18 protein-coding genes are annotated in these 24,058 nt (G+C 45.0%); 10 read left to right on the top strand and 8 right to left on the bottom strand.

All coding sequences use genetic code 11. The annotated features are described in order from the left end of the window. Positions 1-145: 145 nt before the first annotated feature. Entirely contained in the window at positions 146-1,357 is a 1,212-nt protein-coding gene (locus BUA75_RS00730) for an MFS transporter (protein WP_238413667.1), read from the bottom strand. Between the two features lie 193 nt (positions 1,358-1,550). On the opposite strand from BUA75_RS00730, the gene BUA75_RS00725 reads away from it, so the two are divergent. Together BUA75_RS00725 and BUA75_RS00720 are read left to right on the top strand one after the other, a co-directional pair. Continuing rightward, entirely contained in the window at positions 1,551-5,045 is a 3,495-nt protein-coding gene (locus BUA75_RS00725; protein WP_072872652.1) for a PD-(D/E)XK nuclease family protein, read from the top strand. Continuing rightward, positions 5,042-8,767 (top strand): UvrD-helicase domain-containing protein, encoded by a 3,726-nt coding sequence (locus tag BUA75_RS00720; RefSeq protein WP_072872651.1) that lies wholly within the window; start codon positions 5,042-5,044, stop codon positions 8,765-8,767. Before BUA75_RS00725 ends, BUA75_RS00720 begins: the two co-directional genes overlap by 4 nt. Positions 8,768-8,860: 93 nt before the next feature. Here the strand turns inward: BUA75_RS00720 and galU are convergent, their stop codons facing one another. After that, positions 8,861-9,769: a UTP--glucose-1-phosphate uridylyltransferase GalU gene (galU, locus tag BUA75_RS00715; protein ID WP_072872650.1), complete on the bottom strand. Its 909-nt coding sequence runs from the start codon at positions 9,767-9,769 to the stop codon at positions 8,861-8,863. Positions 9,770-9,995: 226 nt separating this feature from the next. On the opposite strand from galU, the gene BUA75_RS00710 reads away from it, so the two are divergent. Then, a complete protein-coding gene (locus tag BUA75_RS00710; protein ID WP_072872649.1) occupies positions 9,996-10,292 on the top strand; it encodes a hypothetical protein in 297 nt (98 codons plus the stop codon). A 129-nt stretch (positions 10,293-10,421) separates the two neighbouring features. Then, positions 10,422-11,942 carry a phosphoenolpyruvate carboxykinase (ATP) gene (locus BUA75_RS00705; protein WP_165611913.1) on the top strand — a complete coding sequence of 507 codons (1,521 nt, stop codon included), beginning with the start codon at positions 10,422-10,424 and terminating at the stop codon, positions 11,940-11,942. 108 nt (positions 11,943-12,050) lie between these two features. Here BUA75_RS00705 and BUA75_RS00700 read toward each other — a convergent pair whose 3' ends face one another. Then, on the bottom strand, positions 12,051-13,277 hold the full coding sequence (locus BUA75_RS00700; RefSeq protein ID WP_072872647.1) for a molybdopterin molybdotransferase MoeA: 1,227 nt from the start codon (positions 13,275-13,277) through the stop codon (positions 12,051-12,053). Between the two features lie 18 nt (positions 13,278-13,295). Then, a complete protein-coding gene (locus tag BUA75_RS00695; protein ID WP_072872646.1) occupies positions 13,296-14,252 on the bottom strand; it encodes an aldo/keto reductase family protein in 957 nt (318 codons plus the stop codon). A gap of 232 nt (positions 14,253-14,484) precedes the next feature. On the opposite strand from BUA75_RS00695, the gene BUA75_RS00690 reads away from it, so the two are divergent. The 3 genes from BUA75_RS00690 (at position 14,485) to BUA75_RS00680 (ending at position 17,320) form a co-directional block, all read left to right on the top strand. Next, on the top strand, positions 14,485-15,027 hold the full coding sequence (locus BUA75_RS00690) for a peptidylprolyl isomerase (RefSeq protein WP_072872645.1): 543 nt from the start codon (positions 14,485-14,487) through the stop codon (positions 15,025-15,027). An 86-nt stretch (positions 15,028-15,113) separates the two neighbouring features. Next, entirely contained in the window at positions 15,114-16,031 is a 918-nt protein-coding gene (locus tag BUA75_RS00685; RefSeq protein WP_072872644.1) for an SDR family oxidoreductase, read from the top strand. Between the two features lie 113 nt (positions 16,032-16,144). Further along, positions 16,145-17,320 (top strand): aminotransferase class V-fold PLP-dependent enzyme, encoded by a 1,176-nt coding sequence (locus tag BUA75_RS00680; RefSeq protein ID WP_072872643.1) that lies wholly within the window; start codon positions 16,145-16,147, stop codon positions 17,318-17,320. A gap of 122 nt (positions 17,321-17,442) precedes the next feature. Here BUA75_RS00680 and BUA75_RS00675 read toward each other — a convergent pair whose 3' ends face one another. Next, positions 17,443-18,450, bottom strand: coding sequence for an SHOCT-like domain-containing protein (locus tag BUA75_RS00675; protein ID WP_072872642.1), 1,008 nt, complete (start codon positions 18,448-18,450; stop codon positions 17,443-17,445). Next, positions 18,395-18,826, bottom strand: coding sequence for a DUF2089 domain-containing protein (locus tag BUA75_RS00670; protein ID WP_072872641.1), 432 nt, complete (start codon positions 18,824-18,826; stop codon positions 18,395-18,397). The genes BUA75_RS00675 and BUA75_RS00670 overlap by 56 nt, the downstream gene beginning before the upstream one ends. A gap of 187 nt (positions 18,827-19,013) precedes the next feature. Here BUA75_RS00670 and BUA75_RS00665 point away from each other — a divergent pair, with 187 nt between their 5' ends. After that, complete coding sequence (locus BUA75_RS00665) at positions 19,014-20,201, top strand: acetyl-CoA C-acetyltransferase (protein ID WP_072872640.1); 1,188 nt, start codon at positions 19,014-19,016, stop codon at positions 20,199-20,201. Between the two features lie 6 nt (positions 20,202-20,207). Here the strand turns inward: BUA75_RS00665 and BUA75_RS00660 are convergent, their stop codons facing one another. Next, positions 20,208-21,671, bottom strand: coding sequence for a methyltransferase RsmF C-terminal domain-like protein (locus BUA75_RS00660; RefSeq protein ID WP_072872639.1), 1,464 nt, complete (start codon positions 21,669-21,671; stop codon positions 20,208-20,210). A 209-nt stretch (positions 21,672-21,880) separates the two neighbouring features. Between BUA75_RS00660 and queF the strand changes: the two genes are divergently transcribed. Continuing rightward, positions 21,881-22,240: a preQ(1) synthase gene (gene queF, locus BUA75_RS00655; RefSeq protein WP_072872638.1), complete on the top strand. Its 360-nt coding sequence runs from the start codon at positions 21,881-21,883 to the stop codon at positions 22,238-22,240. A gap of 99 nt (positions 22,241-22,339) precedes the next feature. Here the strand turns inward: queF and panD are convergent, their stop codons facing one another. Further along, a complete protein-coding gene (gene panD / locus BUA75_RS00650) occupies positions 22,340-22,747 on the bottom strand; it encodes an aspartate 1-decarboxylase (protein WP_072872637.1) in 408 nt (135 codons plus the stop codon). A 130-nt stretch (positions 22,748-22,877) separates the two neighbouring features. Between panD and BUA75_RS00645 the strand changes: the two genes are divergently transcribed. Beyond that, on the top strand, positions 22,878-23,975 hold the full coding sequence (locus BUA75_RS00645) for a YheC/YheD family protein (RefSeq protein WP_072872636.1): 1,098 nt from the start codon (positions 22,878-22,880) through the stop codon (positions 23,973-23,975). Positions 23,976-24,058: the final 83 nt, after the last annotated feature.

Genomic DNA, 24,058 nt, shown 5'->3' with positions numbered 1-24,058 from the left:
TTTCTAAGTTTAGGTTTGAGGGTGAACAGCGACTCTGTGAAGAACTTTGGCGTTTACAAAGTATTCTTCGTTGTCGCAGAGTCTGGTATATAGTATGGAGAAGGTGTAGAGTTGGAGTGGGCGACGGCCTGCATCAGTTTAATTTCTACTCGTCGAGAGCTTTTCCCCTTGTTTCCCGGCCAAAGAACAGTACAATCAAAAAACCAAACAACGTCACTAGGAAGAACAACCCAAAGATATTCTCAAACGTAACGTGGGTGGCAAGCAGATAACCTGTCAAGAAGGGAGCCACTACCCCACCCAGTCGTCCGAAACCAGCTGCCCAACCCATTCCAGAAGCACGGGCGCGAACAGGAAACTGTTCAACAGTAAACACATAGGTACCGGCGAAGGCGGCCAGCATAAAAAAGGATAACAGTAATCCAAACAGAATTAACATGGCCGTTGATTGAGCAAAACCAAAACCGAGTGCAGATAGAGCAGCGAGCAACATAGCAGGCAATAATGTCCATTTTCTCCCGATTTTTTCGACAAGCCAAGCAGCCGTGAGATAGCCGGGAACTTGAGCAAGTGTCATAATAAGTACATATCCAATCGAGTGGACCAGCGAATAACCATGTAAGGCCATGACGGATGGCAGCCAAAGAAACATACCATAATAGGCAAAGTTCATGACAGCCCAGAGGATCCATGTGACCATGGACTGTTTGGCTAGATGTCCGCTCCAAATAAGACGAAATGTTTGTCTGATGTTTAGACGTTTTTCTAATTTTTGATATTTCGAGGTTTCTGGAAGTGCTCGGCGTAAAACAAGTGTGTAAAGTGCGGGAAGTGCTCCAAGTGCAAATACAATGCGCCATCCGAGTGTGGGTAAGACAAAAAAAGACAAGAGAGCAGCTACCAATGAGCCTACAGCCCAAAATGTTTCCAAATAAACCGCTCGACGAGCGCGTACTGATTCAGGAGACATCTCTACGACATACGTCGTCGCCACTGGTAATTCGCCACCGAGGCCAAGGCCAACAAAAAAGCGTAGTACAAGAAAGATGCCAACTCCCATAGCCAAGGCAGAAAGTCCTGTAGCAAGACTGTAGATCAGCAAAGTAATCATAAAAAGCGATTTTCTTCCAAATCGATCAGCCATTGCTCCAGCCAATGCAGAACCTATTGCCATACCAATTAAGGACATACTGCCGAGTAATCCGGACATCGTTGGGGCCAAGTGCCAATTTTTCTCCAATGAGAGTAGAACATAGGAGAGCAGGCCAACGTCCATGGCGTCAAACAGCATACCAAGTCCAGAGACAGTAATCATTTTTCGAGCCGAAATGTTTGGAACGGCCAATCTTTCTGCCATATCCAGCATCTCCTTTCTGTAGTTTTCCGTCCCAACCGTTGGTTCTATTAAAGCGCATTTTGGCAAACGCATTGGGGGATATACCGTCATATGAATATTGGCTGAGAAACGTGATTTCTGCCTAAAGATAAAAATGTTGCACATGGTTTATAAGTAAGACGAAAAATGGTCGGAGATAAAGGAATGGATTCTTATGACTACAATTGAGTTGTGGATTGGCCCGGCCGGATCGGGCAAAACAGAAGAACTTGCAAGAGTTGCGGCTGAACAGCAGAACCAATTTCCGTTCGGTCCGCCTGTATACTGGATTACACCAACAGCAGTGGCCTTTGTGGCGGAGCAGCAGTTATTGTCCACAGTCAAAGCTGCAACGCGTGTCCAGGTATTGCCATGGGAGCGTTTTGTGGAGACATTATTTTTGCGATCCGGCAAAAAACCACCACGTTTCAATCAAACCGGACGACGGCTATTGCTGAGGCAGGTTTATGAGCAGGTAGCACCTTCGCTTCATCTGCTCCGTCGTGTGCAACCTTCTATTTCCTATCTTGATGCCATACTTGCAGTTTTTGAAGAGTTGACAGCATACGGCGCTCCATTGCATCGAATGGATGGCTGGTTAGAGTCGGCAGCGACTGAACTGGCATCTGTAAGTCATCGAGGTATGCGTCAACGAGGTCAATTGTTGCTTGATAAATTGCGTGAATTGACGATTCTCTATCGTGGATATCAGTCGGCTCTAAATCATTTGGGGGAAACTCAATTTTCAGAAGTGATTCCCTTAATAAAGGAAGCATCGTGGATACAAGGGGGAAAATTTTATTTTGACGGGTTTCTGGAATGGACACCAGCCATGCTGGCAGTGCTTCAGGAATTAGCGGAAAAAGCGGATGATATAGTCATCACCTTGCAAGGAGATGAACGTTTTTTCCTATCCAAAGAGGTACAAGCAGAGCTTGACAAAGTACGCAAAGGAGAAATTCCGCTGCACTCTCTGATGGATACCTTGCTTTCTATGCCAGAAGAAACAGCATGGCAATGGTTAAATCTACGTTCTTTGCTTTTAATGGAGGATGCCTTTACGGCAGAACGGGTGCGTTTTCGGTTTTTTTCTGATAAAGCTGAAAATCGTTTGGGTGAAGTGATGAGTTATAACAGCGTCGCAGAGGAATTGTACGCTGTAGCAGGTCGAATTTTACAACTTGCGGTGGAGAAGGACGCAAATTTTTCTGACATTGCCGTAGTTTTACCAAGAATGGATGAATATCAAGCGCAACTTGAAAGAATTTTTTCTTTGTTCCAGATCCCATACAACTTAGATGTTTTTTCTAAACTTTCTTCCCATCCTCTCGTACGCTATCTCATTTCATCTTTGCAATGCTTTCAATACGATTTCTCTTATGAATCCATGTTGAATTGGGGACCTGCTGAATTTTCCGGGATGAGTGACGAGATGCTGGATAGGCTCAAGAGTTACATCGAAACTTATCGTGTTTCTGGACAGGACATTTGGTTTTGTTCAGAACCTTGGCGGTTTGCATCCTTTCGAGAAAGTGTGAATAGAGAAGATTTTGCGGCTCAAGAAGATGCACGAATGGACGAGTTGCGCCGTAGAGTGGTTGAGAGGCTGACGCCGCTTGCCGTATTTCGTCAGGCTGAACTCACGCCACATCAAGCTGCGCTTGCCATTTGGGATTTTCTGAATACTTCTGGTGCAGGATCTGTGATGGCGCAATGGATTACGGAACCGAAAAGTACGGAAGAATTACAAGTTGCTAGCCAGCACGAACAAGCATGGGACAAGCTGATATCCTTATTGGATAATCTTCACGTTCTATCGACGGAACATCCAATTTCCAATTCAAGCTTGCAAACGATTCTCTTGACTCATTTGCAAGAAGAGCCTTTGGCTGGCATCCCTGCTGGGCTGAACCGTGTATTGGTCACAACATATGAGCGGGCACGTTCTTGGCGCAAACCCTATGTATTTGTACTTGGATGCCATCAAAAAAATCTACCTGCACAGCGAGATAAGCAAAAATTATTGCAAGATGAAGATCGTTTGCTCTTTTATCAACTCTTCCATCATTCGCTTGGCTGGACAAGTAAAGAACAAAGAATGGCAAGTCAGGAAGAAGCTTATCAATTGATGACCCGTGCGAGTTGCAAAACCACTTTTACATGGTCTCGTTTTACAGAGGATGGAAGTGAGACGAGCCTATCCAATTATCTTCATCCAGCATTCTGTAAAGCTTATTGTCATCTACAAATCGGCGTGACAAAAGCTGAAAAAGAACATGCGGATGTTGTTCAAACCATCTGGTTGACACCTAATGCCGCTCAAGAAAGATTGTTTCGTGAATTGAGTGCTGCGTCGCACGGAGAGTCTATAGGCAGTTTGCCGTCGCTTCTGGAATGGTATATTCAGCAATCTCCCGATGGAGAAACCGAGAAATGGCAGGGCTTTCGATTTCAACTGGCATCCAAAAACTTACCTGAGGAACTTATGGAAAAACTTTGCGGCAGTGTTTTGGAGACTAACGCTCACGCGATTGAAAGCTATTATGCTTGTCCCTATCAACACTTTTCTCGTTTTATTTTGCGACTTCCAGAACCTCGCCTTTCTCTATCACGGGATGCGCGCGAGCGGGGCAATCTGTTGCATGAAGTGCTTTCTGTATATACTCAAAAATTCACAAAGAGTCCGGAGTTGTGGCAATCACTGACCCGTGAACAATCCTTGTTTTTTATGGAAGAGACATTACAACAAGTGTTGCATACCGCTCTTTATTCGGTATGGGAAAGTGAGCCGTTGAAGCAGGCAAACTTGCCGCATATTCGAAAGGTTTTAGAACTTGTTGCTGAATTGCAGTCTGAGGCTTCAAAGTACAGTTCTTTTAGACCGGTGTTGAGTGAAGCTTCGTTTGGTATGCCGAACGAAGCTGGCAGCATCATTTCTCCTTTACAAATTGTCGATGAGCAAGGTAGATTGACGAAAATTCGTGGTCGGGTCGATCGCGTTGAAGTAGATCCAGCACGTCAACTGTTTCGGGTTATCGATTTTAAAACCGGAAAGAAAAAAATGGATTTTAATTTATTTTTTCATGGTTTGCAATTACAGTTGCCACTTTATGGTCTGGTCTTGGAAAAAGCTAGTCAGGACTGGTGGAGTGAACCACTTAGCTTGGCAGCCTTACATTATCAGCCACTTCATGTTGAGAGTAAATTATTGTGGGTTCCAGAAGATACGGCAAAAGCACGGCAGTCTATGATTCAATCTTTGCGCAGTTCTGGTTGGATTAAAGGTGATAAAAAAGTAGTAGAAGCTCTTGACCGACGTTTGATGCAAGGTGCTGCTACCCCGCTGTTTACAAAAGTTATGACTAAAAAAGAAGAATTTGATCAACGTGCACCGATCTTTTTGGAAAATATGTGGGATTGGATGAAAGAGCATGCCATTGAGAAGGTCAGCGCTTTTTCTCGTGAAGTGCGGCAAGGGAGTGTGGCTGTGACGCCTTATCGTCTTCCTGGTGGTCAAATGGCATGTCGCTATTGCAATTTCCAGCCGCTTTGTCATTTTGAACCTCATCATCACGGAAATGTAGTGCGACGTTTAAGTCAAGTGACGAAATCTTCATTTTTCCTAGACGAAAATCAACAGGTCCTTGGGAAAGAGAGTGAAGCGGATTGAATTCCTGGTTACTGCCGTCTTTTACCACCAGTCAACTGCAAGCCATCACAGCTAAAGAAGGCGATACCCTGGTTTTTGCGGGAGCCGGATCGGGCAAAACTTCGGCGCTAGTGGAGCGAGTGCTTTATATGTTACTGAACGAACCGGAGATGAGTATGGAGAGAATGCTGCTCGTGACTTTTACAGAAGCAGCAGCGGAACAGATGAAGGCACGAATTGGCAAACGTCTGCAGGATTGTCTGCAAGGACCATTGACAACAAGTGAACGCCGCAAAATCTTGCTCGCCTTGCGGCAGTTACCGTATGCGCAAATCTCCACTCTTCATGCTTTTTGTAACGAAGTCGTCAAGAAAAATTTTTTATTACTTGGTATTAGCCCTGATGTACGTTTGATGGACGAAGCTGAGCAACGTTATGTGTGGCATCAGACGGCGAATGTTGTGGTGGAAGACCAGTTGCAGAATCCGGCGGTGCAACTCCTCATAGAGTCTCTAGGTCTTCAAGCGGAAAAGCTTGCTGAAGTCTTAATGGATTTGTATCGTTTGGCGGTCAGTCAACCTGAACCTATCGCTTGGTTGACGCGAATTCAAGAACAATTCGCTGCAGGTGAACAATTGGTAGATGAACCTTGGTTTAAAGATTTTTTTCAATGGGTAGCTGATGGTGTGGAAGAAGCTGGTATTTATTTACGCAAAGCATGCGATTTGGCGTCTATGGATGAATCTTTGCAGCGTTATCATGATTCTCTTGAGCAAATGCTCCTGCTTTGGCCCTCCTTGTCGAAGGCGCTTGCTGACAGGAAGATAGAGGACGTTTCTGCGTCTATCGAGGAAATGCTCAACCGTACTGGAAGACCGGCTGTCAGAGGAAGTGCGCCTTATATTGAAGAGATAAAACTGTTGCGCAATGAAGCTATGAGCTTATTGAAAAATCGTCTGGAATTGTTGAAGCGAGGCAGCATCGCACTTCATAGTGATCTGATGATTTTAAAACCAGCCGTCGACCAGTTGATCGATTTGACAAAGTTGTATGCTGAACGGCTTTGGAAAGAAAAGTTGATCTTGAATGTATTGGATTTTCATGATTTAGAACAATTAGCGTATCAGGTTTTAAGCAGATCGGATACCGCTGAGCGCCATCTTCTCCAGGAACAGTTTATTGCCGTGTTTATTGACGAATATCAAGACACGAGTCCTATACAAAATCAGATTCTCCAAGCGATTCGTCGGCCTGATGGCAACCTTTTTATGGTTGGAGATATTAAACAGAGCATATATCGATTTCGTATGGCAGAACCGAGTTTATTTCTGGAAGCTTTCACTGAAATGCGTCGTGATCGACCGTCGTCAGTGGTTTATTTGCAAGAAAATTTTCGCAGTCGAGTGGAAGTTGTAGAATTTGTGAACTGGTTGTTTCGTCATTTGTTTCAAGAAGATACCGTAGGTTTTGTTTATGACGAACAGGCCGAGATGCGAGCGGCAGGTCAATATCCGGATGGTCAAGGTAGTGTAGAAATACATTTGATTGAAAATACTCATCAGCCAGAAGATCGAGAGGCAGACCAAGATGATGAAGAGGGTTCTGCAGATTGGCAAGATCTTTTGAACTTTGAGAAGGAAGCTCATTATGTGGCTTGGCAAATTGCTGCCATGATTGGCAAAATCCCTGGACAAATGCCTTATAAAGTTTGGGATGGCGAACAGCAGCAGTTGCGAACAGCGCTTGCTTCAGATGTTGCCATTTTACTGCGTTCACCAAAGGGACGAACGGGCGCGCTGGTCGATGCGTTATTCAAATATGGCATTGCTGCACAAAGTGACGAACAAGAAAGTCAAAAAACTGGACTTGAGATTGTCTGGTTACATGCTTTAATGGCAGTTCTGGTCAATGCTCGCCGCGAGTTTGATCTCGCTGTACTCTTGAAATCGCCGTTTGTACGTTTACAGGATCAACAATTAGCGGAAATCAGGACGTTACCATTTCGCCATCTGACAGAAGCAGTTCGTCTGGCAGCTTCGGCGCAGGAATTGCCTGACGGTAGTCTAATCAGCGAGCAGACACGAAGTGACCTCAGGCGTTTTCTGAGTCAATTACAATCATGGCGTCATGCTTTAAAGGAACGTCCCTTTTCTAACGTACTTCGTCAAATTGTTGCCGAGACCAACTATCTCGAATATGTCCTTGGAATGCCTGATGGTACTTTTCGTGCTCAGCAAGTGGAGGCTTTTCTGAAACGTGCTGATAAATTTGTTGAGGGGCATGCCGATCATCTTAGTGATTTTTTGGCTGTAGAGGAGCGTCTGCAAGGCATGGCTTCTCCATCGGTGACACAGATAGGTGAAGGAGAAAACAATGCGGTACGCATTCTCTCTATCCACAAAAGTAAAGGACTAGAGTTTCCAATTGTTTGGATTGCTGGGCTAGGCTCTGGTTTTAACCGTAAAGATTTAAAACGATCGCTGTTTTTGCACCGACACTATGGGATTGGTCCGCAGATGCGCGATATATTATCGATGCAACGCTGGAAAACAGCCGTCCATTTGGCTATGGAGCATCGAGAAGAGGCCGAGATGATGGCTGAAGAAGCGCGTATTTTATACGTTGCTATGACAAGGGCAAAAGAGCATTTGCGTATTTCTGGTTATTTACCTAAAAGTGAGAATCGTATAGCAGAGTTGTTGCTGCAATCTGAATCTAGCAGTTTCTCCGCCGCTTTTCGCCACGCAGCAAATATGGGGGAATGGTTTCTTTTAGCCTTTTGTCGAACTGCTCCCTTGCGAAATCTTGTCGAGAGTCAATTGGAACAATCAGGAGAAGCTAAGAGCATGCAGTGGGAGAATTTTAGAGTTAAGGTGATTCCACAGTCCTCTCTGGAATCCATGTTTGTCCATCAGATTGAAGAAAAAGGAAAAAATTCCAACCCGTCGTTGCGACTGAAGGATTCAGAGTCAGTGAGTGATTGGTTGCACCGCTTGAAAAGTCAGTTCACTGATAGGAATTCCTTGACCGTTCGAGTGGTTGAATCGCCCCAATCGTTTGATTTTGCAGCCAAAATTTCCGCCACGGAGCTGCGGAGGTTGGTCCGACAGCAAGAACAAACACTTTCGAGTGGGAGAGCAGAGCAGCTTTTAGCCAAACCCATTTTTGCTATGGATGGCACTATAAGTGGGCGTCATCGCGGTACAGCATTCCATCAAGTCATGTTGCATTTACCGTTTGCTGAAAAACTGTCAGAAGAGAAGTTGTGTGAAGTTTTAAATAATCTGGTGGCCGAGGGTAAAATCACAGAAGACATACGTTTATCTGTAGATCTTTCGTCCATTCAACAGTGGTTGAACAGTGAATTGGCAACTCGGTTGCGTCACGCTGAAATCGTATTGCGAGAGCAACCGTTTTTCGGCAAATTATCTCTTTTCTCTCAAGGCACTTCAGATGTAGATCCGTTTGTCATTATTCAGGGTGTGATGGATGTGTTGGCAAAAGATAAACGGGGTTGGTTTGTGGTGGATTATAAGACCGATCGCGTTCAAAAACAGGGTATACAACACTTGCTGAAAGACTATCAACCGCAGATTGAAGTTTATCGACGGATCGCCCAAAATGTAGTTGGTGAAGATGTTCAAGCTTATCTGTATTTCGTGGATGCAGCTGTTACATGGGAGGTACTGCCTATTTCACTGGAGCAGATGCTAAGAAGTGTTATTCTGAGAGAGGATATTTAGGTAAAACAGAGGACGACATCACATAAAATAGGGCAGACATGAAAAGTCCGCCCTATCCGTTCGTTGTCCTACGAGATGTTTGTGAGCCTCGGTTTAAGAAGAAGCAAGTTTTGTGCGCAACATCTCATTTGTAGAAATTTTGTCCTTTAAATCAGAAAGCAGACTTTCGGCAAGAGAAGGAACAGCCATAGCGAAGGATAGATTCGCGCGCAACCATCCTTCCAGGTTTCCAATATCGTGGCGAGTGCCCAGAAAAGGATAAGCTTCAACCAAATTTTTTTGCGCCAGAGTTTCAATGGCGTCTGTGAGTTGAAGTTCCCCTCCCAGTCCAAGCGGTGTCTCTTCAAGGATGTCAAAAATACTGGGTGGCAAAACATATCGTCCTAGTACAGCCAAATTAGATGGGGCATTATCGGAGTTTGGTTTCTCGATCACAGATTGCACGGCGAAAGTACCACTGGAAGGGTTGACGACTCCAGATGGTTTGACGATTCCGTATTTGGATACATCTTTCGCTGGCACTTGTTGCACACCAAGCAATGCCTTGTCGCCCTGTGTATAGTTAGATATCAATTGGGCAGTGACAGGCACTTCTGCCTGAATAATATCGTCTCCGAGGAGAACAGCAAACGGCTCTTGCCCAATGAATGATTTGGCGCAAAGAATAGCGTGTCCCAGCCCGAGTGGAGTTTTTTGACGCACATAATGGATGTCCACCATGTCTGAAATTTTTTTGACCTCTGTCAGCATGCTGGATTTTCGGCTTTGTTCTAAATGAAATTCCAATTCAGGAGAACGATCAAAATGGTCTTCAATAGCTTTTTTCGCTCTGCCAGTAATCAGCAGGATTTCTTCAATACCTGCGTAAACAGCTTCTTCAACAATATATTGAATGCATGGTTTATTCAGGATGGGCAACATCTCTTTTGGAACAGCTTTCGTTGCTGGCAACATGCGAGTTCCAAATCCGGCAGCAGGAATGACTGCTTTCCGCACTTTCATGCCCGCACACCTCCTTCGCGCATTAAAAAAATGAAGAAATTAATCCATGGATTGGTTGTTCATTTTGATATTCACTGAGCATCATTATACTGCACCAAAGACGTAACAGCTAATTCTAGGCACTTCGACATGATTGTGGAGAATCCTGCAATGGTAGTTTTTCATTCAATTCAATGGATACCCTGCGAGTTTTCAATTTTGAACTTCCATCAAAGGAGACAAAATAATGTCTGAATGGACATGGTTGCATCAATATTTTCCTATTGCTGATATAGAGTTGATGGGTCCACCCATTCCTGCCAAAGCGGCTAATGTTTTAGTCCGAACGGTACGACAAGTGAGTTCAGGGGAGGAACGTACATTTACAGTTCGTGTGGCCCCGCATCCAGTCGCTCCATTTCAACATCATCCCTGGCTACAGTCATTTTCAGAAAATGAATTGTTATTCCCCGGAAATGCAGTGCGGGATTTTCGCATAAATATCTATAAAGATTTGAAGGAATTGCCGCCTTTTCGAAAATAATCAGTCACAAATAGATAAATGTGACCTATAATATGATATAAATACTGGATCGACACGATATATTGTGTCATAATTAAATTGGGAAACAAATAGAACCATTGATGAATCAGGAAGGTGTGGATGCGCTCAATGAGGACGCAGCAATTGCAACCCGCTCAATTGGTGGAAGAGGCCATTCGCAGAAATGAAGGTGTACTTTTGTCGAATGGTGCACTATGCGCAGAAACTGGTCAATTTACCGGAAGATCGCCGAAGGATAAATATTTTGTCTCTTCTCCAGGTTTTAGTGCTCCTCCGGATATGCATCGGTGGTTATCTGAAGAGGTTTTTGAAAGTCTTTTGCAACGAGCCATTCTTCACCTTGAAAATACAGGTGCGTATCAATTTGATGCGATTGTCAATCAGCATCCTAAATATGCGGTACCCATTCGCTTCTATACAGAATTTGCTTGGCATAATCTGTTTGTCCAAAATCTATTTTTGCCGGGTCAACCAGATGCGGAACCAGTCTATACGGTTTATGGTGTACCCAATATGAAAGCCAATCCAGAATCAGACGGTACTCAGTCTTCCACATTTATTGTGATTCATCCAGGTAAAAGAATTGTTTTAATTGGTGGTACAGAGTATGCTGGAGAATTGAAAAAATCCATTTTTACACTGATGCATCATGATTTGGTAAGCCGTGATGTACTTCCTATGCATTGTAGCGCATCGTTAGGTCAACATGGAGATGTAGCACTCTTTTTTGGTTTGTCGGGTACTGGAAAAACAACACTCTCCGCTCATCCTGAGCGCTCGTTGATTGGCGATGATGAGCATGGCTGGGGAGACGATGGTGTATTTAATATGGAAAATGGCTGCTATGCAAAGTGTATTGGATTGTCAGAAGAGAAGGAGCCGGATATTTACCGCGCCATTCGTTTTGGAACTGTACTTGAAAATGTGGTTTACGACGAATATCGCCATCCGCTCTATCATGATGATTCAAAGACGGAAAATACGCGCGCAGCCTATCCACTAGAATTTATCGAAAAATCTATTCCCGAACCGAGAGCAGGCCATCCAAGCGCTATTGTTTTCCTTTCTGCTGATGCAACGGGTGTGCTTCCCACAGTTGCTCGTTTGCAACCCGAAGATGTGAAACGCCATTTCTTGCTCGGATATACAAGTAAATTAGCAGGAACGGAGCGGGGGGTAACGGCCCCGGAACCTACCTTCTCTGCTTGCTTTGCAGCTCCCTTTATTACAGATTCTCCTAGTCGATATGCGCAAATGCTGATGGAACGTGTGCAACAGCACCAGGTTCCTGTTTATCTATTGAACACAGGCTGGCCTGGTGGCGGCATTGCACGCACAGGCAGAATGCCTCTCGTCAGTACACGCGCTATAGTGGATATGATCCTGAGCGGACAGTTAGCAAATGTGGAATACCGCCGAGACGATGATTTGATGATGGATATCCCTGTTGCTCTCGACGGTATTGAGTCGCGCTATTTACATCCTGAGGAAGGGTTTACAGATAGTGACGCCTACATGAAGGAAAAAACGAAGCTTGTTCAAGCGTTTCAATCTCGATTACAAACGCTATTGCCGAAAGGGACGGGAGAATGGACAGAGACAGGGCAATTGGCGTCTATCAAAGCTTAAATTTTGGTGGCTGAGAAACCTTGCATCACATGGAAATCCAGACCTGACAGCTTGGTTAGCTGCTGGTCTGGATTTTTCATTCAGTGTGCTATATTTCAGTGAGTGATTTTAGGAAAAGGCAAGAGGAAGAATTTGTATATTTACCCAACTTTCTTTCTTTAGCTGAGATTCTTGACTTTTCATGATAGCTTGACAGTCAGCTAAACCACGTACTAAGCCTGGTGACTGTTGTTCACTTGGCCAAACATGCCATACTCCGTCTATGATGCGTGCTTTAGAACGCAAAAAACGCACATGTGGAACAGATTTTAAATGAATATCTTCGGCCAGTCGCGCACGTGTTTCAAAAAGGTGGATTTGCTCGCTTTGGCTGTACAAAATGGCCGGACGAAGAAGCACATGGTACTGGATATACATAGCAGATGGATTGCCAGAAAGACCAATCAGTTTACACTGGTTCACTTTTCCTGCTACAAAGGGTCCACCTGGACGCATAAGCACACGAGAAATCGATAATTTGCCTGCTATATTTTCTAGAATGCTTGGTACAAAGTCAAAATCGCCTTTGGAAACACCGCCTGTTAGAATAACCCAATCTGACGAATGGGCGGCATTTTCAATCGCCTCTTGCAATTTTTCACGCTGGTCGGGAATGTGAGCGTGTCTTACAATGTGTGCACCGTCGGCCCGCAAAGCGTTTTCCAAAAACATGCCATTAGAGCCATAAATCTTTCCTGGTAGAAGCGGCGTTCCAGGTGAAATAAGTTCAGATCCGGTAGTGAGAATACTGACACGGGGCTTATGGAAAACTCTTACCCGTTCTTGACCAAAGGCTGAAAGAATGGCTAAGTGCTCAGCGTATAGGCGAGTGCGTGCCGGAATTAACAGTTCTCCAGGTTTGCCGTCCATCCCCGCATTTTGAATGGATTCACCGCGAGCTGCAATCTCCAGTATACGAATCATATTTCCCTGTTCAAGCACTTCACACCATTCATGACGAACTACAGCAGCTGTTCCTTCAGGTATAGGTGCACCCGTCATAATTTTATAGCAAGTACCAGGTTGCAACTTCTCCGCCGGCCAGTCTCCTGCCGCCAATCGCCCCATCACTTTCAAAGGTTGATTGCCTTGTCGATCCGCTTCTGTGACTGCATAACCGTCCATCATAGCGCGGTGGAATGGAGGTACATGGGTCTGCGAGAAAACTTCTTCTGCTGTAATTCGCCCTAAAGCTTGAGCAATAGGTAGAGATTCCGCCTCATTTTGGCTGGAAGCTGCAAGTTCCAATATACGTTGTAAAGCTTCCTCATAGTCTATGGGAACCATTTTTGACATATCTATTCGTCCCCGAATTCAGTTGGATAAAATCTCTTCAATTCTCTCCAATGCGTCCGTTGGCAGAGTGCGTCCAACGGCTTTAACATTTTCTACAATCTGTTCAGGGCGCGACGCACCAATTAAAGCAGAACTTACGCTTGGTAAGCGCAGTACCCAGGCAATCGCTAATTGTGCTAAGGACATGCCCAGATCATTGGCGACCTGAATCAAAGACTCAATTTTCGCCAATTTATCCTCAGTTAAGTAGCGTTCTACAAAATGGCTCACTCGTTCCGTTGTGGCTCTTGAACCAGAAGGCAATGGCTGTCCTTTTCGATATTTTCCGGTCAATACTCCTTGGGCAAGTGGAGAAAAGACAACTTGTCCAATACCCGCTTCATCACAAACTGGAATGACATCAGATTCGATGTATCTCTGGAACATGTTGTAGACAGGCTGGTTCGCAGCTAGTTTATGTAAGCCGAGTTCTTTTTGGATGCGGCGTGCGTTTGCGATTTCCACGACGGGCCATTCACTGATACCAGCATAGCGGACTTTACCTGCTATAACGAGATCGTCCAGAGCACGAAGCGTTTCTTCTAAATCAGTGTTAGGGTCGAAACGATGGCAATACAAAATATCGACATAATCAACACCGAGAGACTTTAAGCTTTCATCGATTTGAGCCATAATATGCTTGCGGGACAATCCACTTTCGTTAGGGCGTTTGCCAATTGGAAAATAAACTTTGGTTGTGAGTACATAACTTTCTCTTGGATAAGGTCGCAACGCCTCACCCAGTACAACTTCTGCGGCGTGTGGCACAGAGCCGTAAACATTTGCGCAGTCAAAATGGTTAATCCCCTGCTCGTAGGCTTCTTTCACACAGGCCATAGATGCTTCACGTTCGGTGACAGTTCCGTATGTGAGCCAACTGCCAAGCGCAATTTCTGACACTTGCAAACCTGATTTTCCTAATCTGCGATACAGCAACGCTGACATCCCTCACTTTTGGGGTCAAACATGCTCAATAAGCGCTCGAACCCTCTTTTGAATAGGTCTCTATTTTAGGTATGAAAAAAGACCTTGTATTTATTTTAGCGAAGTTATGTAAGCAGGCGCAAACAAAAAACAGACTTCGCAACGGATTGGCACTTTGCGCATCAGCATGCCCTGTGGTAGTGTACTGGTGAAAAGAGGTAATCTACAAAAGGAGACAGGATAAATGGCTTCATCTTATCAACAACCACCAGCAATGCAACTTCAAGATGGCTCTCGATATGAAGCTCTCGTTAAAACGAATAAAGGTGAATTTACCATTCAGTTGTTTGCTTCGAAAACTCCTTTAACTGTGAATAATTTTGTTGCTTTGGCGCGGGACGGATATTATAATGGAGTGATTTTTCACAGAATCATTCGTGAATTTATGGTGCAAACAGGTGATCCGACAGGTACGGGAGCTGGTGGTCCAGGCTATCGCTTTCGAGACGAGTTGCCGCCTGTAGAACCTTATGGCCCAGGAATAGTGGCGATGGCCAATGCTGGTCCAAATACAAATGGCTCGCAATTTTTTATTTGTACCGGCTCTCAATGTCAACATTTAAACCGCCAACCGAATTATACGGTATTTGGCAAAGTCGTTCATGGCATGGATGTAGTGCTGAAAATAGCGGCTACACCTGTAAGACGATCTCGTTCAGGTGAAATGAGTGAACCGGAAGAAAAAGTCATGATGGAATCAGTGGAGATTTTGCAGTACGACGCTTGATGGGTTGCTTCTCACGCGACACCCTATGCGCAAGGTAGGAAACGTGAAGAGCAAGGAGATGAGGTAATCTGAGCAGAGTCGCATTTGTGACAAGCGGCGGCAAGGGTTTAGGTCATGCAACAGTTCGCTGTCTGTTACGGGCTGGTTTTGATGTCGCTTTTACATATGGCAAGAGTCGTAAACAAGCAGAAGAACTTGTTGCAGAAGCTGAATCTCTTGGCCGGCGGGCAATGATGATAGAAACGGATCTGTTTAGTCGAGCAGAGACGGTAGTAGCGGTACACAAAGCTATTCAGGTGTTTGACAGGATCGATGCCTTGGTTCACAATTTTGGTCCTTTTGTTTTTGAACGAATTCCCCTCTCTGATTATTCGGATGAGAGCTGGCAAAAGTTGCTTGATGGCAACTTGAGTAATTTTTTGTGGATTTATCGTGAGGTATTGCCTGGCATGCGGAGTCGAGGTTTTGGACGCATCGTCACGATTGGCTTTGCCGGTGCTAAAGATGCAGTGGGATGGCGTTATCGAGCGCCCTATGCGGCCATAAAGGCAGGTTTGGCATCACTGACACAATCGATTGCTCGAGAAGAACGACAAAATGGCATTACTGCCAACATGGTTTGTCCCGGAGATATTCGTGGGGCCAATAAAAGTAAGCTGATTGAAGAAGTGTTCGAATCAGATAATCCTTTAGCCCGACCTCCTGTGGGAGAAGATGTGGCACGTGTGATTGCTTTCCTTTGCGCAGATGAGAGTGCGCAAATCAACGGCACCATTACAGAAGTAACCGGAGGCTACGATATACTTGCCTATGATGATGGCACGGATGTAGTTACCGAAACCATTCAATATAACGAAGGAGATAAGGTTTGGGTGGTTCCTTGGCAGAAAACTGCCCATATAGAAGAAGTGATTAAGATTCCCAATCGCCTTACTACTTACAAACTGAAGTCAGCAGAGGGGATGTCTGGGCAGTTTACAGCATACCAATTGCAGCCCGTGTAGAGATCCATTTCTGTGCAACGGTCATGCTGTCTTCGGCGAAAGCATCTTAAACATGAAGCAAATTCCCGAAAAGGCAAAGACTTTTTCGGAGCACCTGAAAAGAGGTGGCAACGATGGCCCATGCGGATACTCTACGGCGCTATTTTCCGGCTGTTCAGCAACAAGTCTATTTGAATACAGGCTCCAATGGCGCTCTGCCGGAAAGCAGCATACAGGCTATGCAGTCGGTGCTTGAATATCTGTTGCACAATGGTCGAAAGAATACGGTTTATACTCGTGAAGTGCAGCGGGTTTCAAGTACCATTAAAGAAATGCTCGGTCAAATGTTGGATGTGCCGAGTCATAGTCTCGCTTTAACGGAGAGTACTACACATGGTATCAACATTATTCTTTGGGGCATAGCGTTGCAACCAGGCGATGAGATCATTGTGAGCGATTTAGAACATGAAGGTGTTCTGCTGCCACTCTTTGTCCAGCGGGATAGGCGTGGAGTGGTTATCAAACGCTTTTCAACTGCAGGAAGAAAAGAAGATTGGCTTCCATCGCTGACTCGTATGATTACTCCACGTACGCGAATGATAGTTGTTTCACATGTTACCCATCTGATGGGAAAACGCTTGCCGGTTGAAGAAATTTCCAAAATAGCGCACGATCACGGTATCTATTTGTTGGTAGATGGTGCGCAGGGAGTAGGGGCAGAGAGAGTCTCCCTGCGTCAGATGGGCTGCGATTTCTATGTGTTTCCTGGACATAAATGGTTGTGTGGTCCTGATGCAACAGGAGCCTTGTATATCCGACCTGACTTGCAAATTGAGATGTTTCAAACGTTTGTCAGTTCCTCGTCTTTGGCAGGCTCTTCGGCACAATCTTTTTCAGCTGACGGAAGCTATCTATGGGCAGAAGGGGCGGCGCGTTTTGAGCACTTGCATGCAGATTTACTTCGTTTGTCTGGGTTGCTAGAGAGTCTAAAAGTCATTCATATTCAAGCAGGACTCGATTTTATTCAAGCTCGCATTGCTGGATTGACATCTCGATTCATGGATGGATTATTGGAGCTCCCTGAATGGCAGATTCTTACCCCCAGAGATGCTCGAGCTGGATTGATTCACGTCCGGTTACCCAGAAATGTTTCTTTGGACGCTTTGCAACAGATGTTTCATCAGCGCGATATCGATGTCAAACTGTATGCGAAAGAACGAGTTTTGCGTGTAGCACCGTCTTTTTACAACAATGAGGACGATGTGGATCGATTCTTACATGCACTGTTTGAATTTACGGAAAGTAAATAAGACCATGTTTTTAGATGACTACTCGTGAGAGAATTTTTTTCTTACCTCGTTAGGCAGGTAAAGGACTGTGGGGGCTATTACCTGCCATTTGCGTCAATTTAATCGAACACATATTTCGTAGATTATTTTCGTCCCGGGTTGGATATCGAACTAAGTGCAATTGAACCGTTGTTTGTGCGACAGAAAATTTCTGTATGTGAAGAAGTATCGGATATTAGACGTTGAAAACGTACAGAGTTTTTAAACGCTCCTAGCTCTCTCTCAGCTGTAAATTCGGTTTCATCAAGTTGGATAGAACCTACAGATGTGCGCAGAGTGCCTGACACTTGTCCTTGATGATGTATACCTGAAATCTCTATTTTGCCGTTTTTGGTATTTGCAGTAAGATGTTCTGTTTTGGAATGAATGGAATCAAACAACTGGATACGACCATTAAAACTCTCCAATCGAATCTGTTCTGCATTTACACCCTGCAGTATAATCGCCCCGTTTAAAGTTTCTACATGCATGGTCTTTACATCGGTATTTAGCGCATCAATTGCACCGTTATGAGAGTGAATACGCAAATGCATTTCCACGTTTTTAGGTACAAAAATATCGATATGAGCACGTAAAAGTAAATTTTTATCACGAGTGTTGGCTAAACGCAATCGGCTAGAACTCTCTGTTTGAGTATTTTCCAGGCACTCTGCAAGATATGTTTTGGCATCTTCTTGAGTTGCCTGGCGCATAGTAGCATGGATATAGACACGCGAGTACGGCTCTGACCACCCCTCCACATGCACTTCTCCATTTTGCAGAGAGAAAGAGAGATCTTTTATGGATGGTGGCAGATGTAACTCATGAACGGCTTTGACGGTGTTTTGCCAAAATAGCCATTCTTCGCCCTGTTGTTCGATATTTCGCCGCAAGTCGGTCATAGAATCGGCAAGAATGGTTTTCAGTTGGGAACCCCACTGTTTCCATTCCTGTGTTGCCTTATCAATGTGTGTACTAAGAGGCGGCAGTGTGAAAGTGCGGACAGATTTTTGATCGATTGCTTGCAGTAGACGATGTGCTTCATCGGCGTTGATTTTACCACTTTCGAGCATCTCGAGAATTTTCATGCGTTCTGAGTCGTGTTGAGCCATGTTCAGTTGTCTCTCCTCTCAGTTCTTCCAGCGCTTCTTCAACAGTAACTTCACCGGCCTCCAGGCGTTCTAGAACAGATATGGTTTCTGTGGCCGGAAACGTTTGTTCTGAGGTCCAACCGAGATCTTTAAGAATTTGATCTAATCGTGATCGGACTGTTGGGTAAGAAATGTTTAATGATTTTTCTACTTCTCGTATGTTGCCACGACAGCGGAGAAATGTTTCCACAAAATGCAGTTGTTCTTCACGCAGGTTCCACAAAGGAGAGGCGTAAAAGTCTCCTTGAATGCGGGTTGCGCAATGAGGACAGGCGAGTTCTGTCACACGCAAACTGCCATGGCAGGCGGGACAGGATTTCGGCAAAGTGTACGGCATAGAATCCCTCCTGAAGAGATATTAACAATGTATTTAATAATATTCAATATCGTCATTGAATTTATTTATAAATGACCCTGTTTAAAGTTTGTTTTTAAATGAATAACAGCCAATTCGTCTAATTTGCCATAGTACAGTACAATGGAGAAGTAAATGATTGAAATTGAGTGAAAAAAGAGGGATAACTATGAGCGGTCAAAGAAACGTTTGGATTCTTAACGGAATGCGTACGCCGTTTGGCTCGTTTGGCGGCTCGTTAGCCACCGTGCGCGCTACTCAACTAGGTGTCATCGCAGCCAAAGCAGCATTGGAAAAAGCGAATGTGGAGCCGCAAGATGTGGATAACGTTGTCTTTGGCAGCGTTATTCAAACGGATGGTGGATCAGCATACCTAGCTCGCCATATTGGATTAGACGTTGGGGTTAAACAAACTGTACCTGCTTTAACGGTCAATCGTCTCTGTGGTTCAGGTTTGCAAGCGGTTGTTTCCGCAGCAGCGAGTATTCAGCTAGGCGAGAGTGAAGTAGCGCTTTGCGGCGGTGCAGAGTCCATGAGCCAGTCACCTTACGTCTTACGCCAGGCTCGTTTTGGTTATCGTATGGGTGATGCGAAAGCAGTCGATATGCTGTCGGAAATTTTGACAGATTGTCGAGGAGATTTACCTATGGGCATTACAGCTGAGAATCTTGCTGAGGACTATGGGATTACGCGTGCAGAACAAGATGAATTTGCTCTTTTAAGTCAGGCAAGAGCTGCGCAAGCACAAGCATCAGGGCGTTTAGCTCAAGAAATTGTCGGTGTACCAGTTCATACGCGTAAAGGCGAGATGATAGTGGATCAGGATGAGCATATCCGTCCCGATACGACACTTGAGGCTCTTGGAAAATTGCGTCCTGCCTTCCGAACGGACGGTACGGTTACAGCGGGTAATGCTTCCGGCATTAATGACGGTGCAGCTGCTCTTTTAATCGCTTCAGATACGGCGGTGGATGCCCACGGATATCAACCGTTAGCCAGACTGGTAAGTACGGCAGTTGTGGGGGTCGATCCGTCACGCATGGGTATTGGTCCTGTGCCTGCCATTCAGCTTGCTCTGGAACGTGCAGAGTGGAGTTTGTCGGATGTTGATTTATTTGAGGTTAATGAAGCTTTCGCTGCTCAGTATTTAGCAGTCGAGAAAGCTTTACAACTTCCGCGTGACAAAACCAATGTAAACGGTGGTGCGATTGCATTGGGACATCCTGTAGGAGCGAGTGGGGCACGCGTATTGTTGACACTTATCCGTGAGCTTCAGCTTCGCGGACTCAAACGTGGTGTTGCATCGCTTTGTATAGGCGGTGGGCAAGGGATTGCCGTAACTGTTGAACGCGTATAGAAGAAATTAGCTGTTTAGTACCCGGCGTAATCCTTTTGGATACAAATTGTTAAGTCGCCCCGGTACAGCCTTGGCAAAACCAAGGGGTACGGTATCAAGCCAGGTTAAAAGCAGGTACCCCCTTTGATTTGTAGAGATAGCCATGGCCTCTCCGCGTAAATAAGCCAGAGCTTCTTGCCCCGGTAAATCTAGAGACTTTGCAAATGCGCTAGGATGTGCGCCGCTTGCAAGAGCTTGGTGAGGTATAAGCTTTCCCTCTCGAAGATGCGCCAGGGCAAGACCGGGGCGCAAGGTTTTGACAGGGACTAAGGGTTTCGGCAATGGAGATTGGGAAAAGAGTACATTTCCCTGTTGGATGGGGAATCTCCATTCATCAGGTATGGATGCTTGCCAAGTTTCGTTAAGAAAGTCGAGCCATAGATGAGTCGAGTCCTTTGGGTTCGACTTTGTTTTTTCTCTTTGCGGTGATTTCTTTATAGAATGATTGAATGATGTAGTTTGAGACGGAGCTACTTTTTCTAAAAGAGCAATAAAATGTCCTTCTCCTGCTAGCAAATGAGGCCAGCATCGACGCACATGTTTGACAATGTCCGGATGAATACCGGGAATATCAAGCCCCAAACTCCAATTGGGTAAGTTGTTAATCGGCAATAAGCGTAAGGGAAAGTGTTTCAATAGCCAGTCTATCATCCACTCGTTTTCTATAGGGTTCAGAGTACATGTGGAGTAAACAAGTCGTCCACCAGGTTTGAGCAGTTTGACTGCTTCATGGAGGATGTTTTTTTGTCGTTCGGCGCATTTGGCAGGTAGTTCTGGATTCCATTCTTGGCGTGCCTCCGCAGATTTGCGAAACATTCCTTCACCAGAACAAGGTGCATCTACCAGAATAGCATCGAATATTTCTGGCCAAGCAGCAGCAAGAATCGAAGGATCGGATTGGGTAACGGTTGCCTGAACGCCACATCTTTCTAAATTTTCTGCGAGTACCGTGACACGTTCAGGATGTATTTCATTAGCGACTAACCAGCCACTCCCGTGCAATTTTTTTCCTATTGCTGTGGATTTACCACCAGGAGCTGCACACAGATCGAGAATCCATTCGCCTGGCTTAGGCTGCAGAACTTCAACAACGCCCATGGCTGACGGTTCTTGGACATAGAAGCAGCCAGTTTGGTGAACGAGGGTCTGACCTATCTTTACTTCTTCGGGGAGATAAAATCCATCTTTACACCAAGGAACCTGATTTTGTAGCCATGTTGTCAATTCGTCTGGTAAAGTCGGTAATTTTTCCATGGCATATATAGGGATTTGCTGATTTCCTAATGGCTTCTCAGCAGTTTCGATTTCAAACCGTTGCAAACGTGCTCCGCGAATGCGCGGCATATATAAACTTTGCGTAAAATCTTTGAGAAAATTCTCGGAAACATAAGGAGCTAACGTTTTTGTAAACGTTTGGATAACGTCATCCATTCTTAGTGGGAACCAACCTTTCTTTGGCTTGAGTATTTGTAGAAGACCTATTCTATCTCGTGAAAAACGACTTGTCTTCACCAAATGTGGCGTGTATCATGTTGCGGTAGATTTTAATACGCACCAATATGTACAAAGATTGTACACTTTCAAGATGAGTGAAATTGTTATCTTGTCGTCCGGAACGCTTTGTGAGAGGAGAATGCAGCATGTTGACTCAACCAACGCGTGAACTGGTTGTGGTTCCTAATCCACATCCAACGCGTGTTTATACGGTAGAAATGGACTGCCCGGAATTTACTACGCTTTGTCCTATGACAGGACAACCTGATTTTGCAACCATCTATATTCAATATCAACCTGGAGAACATCTGGTTGAACTCAAGTCGCTTAAACTTTATCTTTGGTCATTTCGAAATGAAGCTCACTATCACGAGGACGTGACCAACCTCATTCTAAACGACTTCGTGGCTGCTGCCAAACCGCGCTATGCCAAAGTGGTAGCAGATTTCACAGTGCGCGGGGGAATTCATACAAAAGTAACTGTGGAGTATTCAGAAACAAATTGATTGATATTGGGATGAATGAAAAAATTGGCCCCGATTCATCTGCTAAACGACTGAATCGGGGTTTAATTCATAGTTTTTACCTATCGATAAAGTACATGTTCAGTTCTCTTGCGGAGCATCAAGACTATACTCAGGTGGCCATGGATGATGGCGGACTATTGATTGAATGTGGTTCTGCTCATCAACAAACACGACTTTGGCCTCCAGTGAATCCCATTCTTCATCGGAAATCCATGCTGTAGAAAGCACGATAATCGTATCACCCGGTTGAAAATGCCGAGCCGGAGGACCATTGAGGCAGACAGTACCAGCGCCTTCTGTACCTGGTATGGCATAAGTGTGCCAGATAGTTCCGTTTTGCAAATTAGTAATCTGAACCATTTCATGTGGGCGAATGTCGGCCGCTTTCATTAACAGCGGATCGAGCGTAATAGAGCCCATATAATTTAAATCCGCCTGTGTGACGGTAATTCGGTGTAGCTTGCCTTTGCAGACATGACGAAGCATGAAAATCCTCCTTAAAAAATAGGTTCACCGACAAAGTTGGCTTCTATTTACTGACTCTCCTCAACAACACTCCTCTGCATATACTGTGGCGATGTGACGGCTACGGTACGAAACGGAGTGTGGGTTCTCAATGCTCAACAATCAACCGGTGATTGGCGTTGCCACCACCACAGGATGCAGAAAACAAGCAGATGGTCACATTCGCCCCGCCTCTTTTTATTGTCAAATAGCTGAGCGGGCAGCCGAATATGGAACACAAGTTTGTTTGTTCGATCCGGCTCAAGCGCATTGGAAAGCAGAAAAAATGGAAGCTTATTTTCCTGTTTCAAAACGTGCGCCCTATGGACATTGGAGCAAAAAAGAGGTTTCGTTGCCTAGTGTAATTTATGAAAATATCTTTGTCCACTTGAATATTCGCGGATATTCAGATGAACTGAGACGTCAGGCAACTTTGCGGGGGATACCTCTTTTTAATCCAGTATTGCCAGGCAAGTGGCGTATGGCGGAGTGGATGCGGTCGTCTGGTTTAGACAAATACATGCCAGAAACAGAAAAGTTGAAATCGACTGAACAATTGCTGGATCGTTTGCGGCATTGGGATACAGTTTACATCAAGCCGACAGGTGGATATGGGGGGGTTGGAGTCACCCGTGTCCGCAAATTGGGACACAATAGATTTGCCGTAGCTTGGGATCGTTCACAAGGAAGTATTGCGCAAGTGCGTAAAGAGATGGATGAACGCAAATTACGGGATTGGGTCACAACCCGACTTCGACGACCGCATCTGTTGCAGGAAGGAATTAATCTGTTAACGATTGAGCAACGGAAAGTTGATTTCCGTGTGGTTTTGCAGCGTAACTTGCAGGGGGAATGGAAATTGGTCGGTATCGTACCTAAGTGGGCGGCAAAGGATGGAGTGGTCACAAACGTCATTGCTGGCGGCGAACGCGTGTCTTTGCTTCAAATCCAAAATGCAGCACATGCAGAAGGAAAAGAAATTTCAATCCAACCTATGCAGCAGGCTGCCTTTGAAATTGCTCGGATGATGGAGAGAAAAAAACCTTTTATCGGCTTGGTAGGTTTTGATATGGGAATAGACGAAAAAGGAAATCCTTTGATGATTGAAATGAATCCCAAGCCTGCGCGTAGCTTGCTGGATTCAGGCATGCGGCGCAAAGCGGCGTTTCTTGCAGCGGAATTCGCCATTTATTTGAATAACCAGAAATGATTTATAAGTGAAATGGTTCGTAGGAAAGTCAAAACGTTGCTATAAGTTGTTATAATGAGTGAGCGCCAAACGGGCTCACTTTT

Source organism: Alicyclobacillus tolerans (assembly GCF_900142255.1).
GTDB classification, from domain to species: Bacteria; Bacillota; Bacilli; order Alicyclobacillales; family Alicyclobacillaceae; genus Alicyclobacillus_I; species Alicyclobacillus_I tolerans.
Note: the sequence above shows the minus strand (reverse complement) of the source record. Positions and strands in the feature narration are given on the sequence as shown.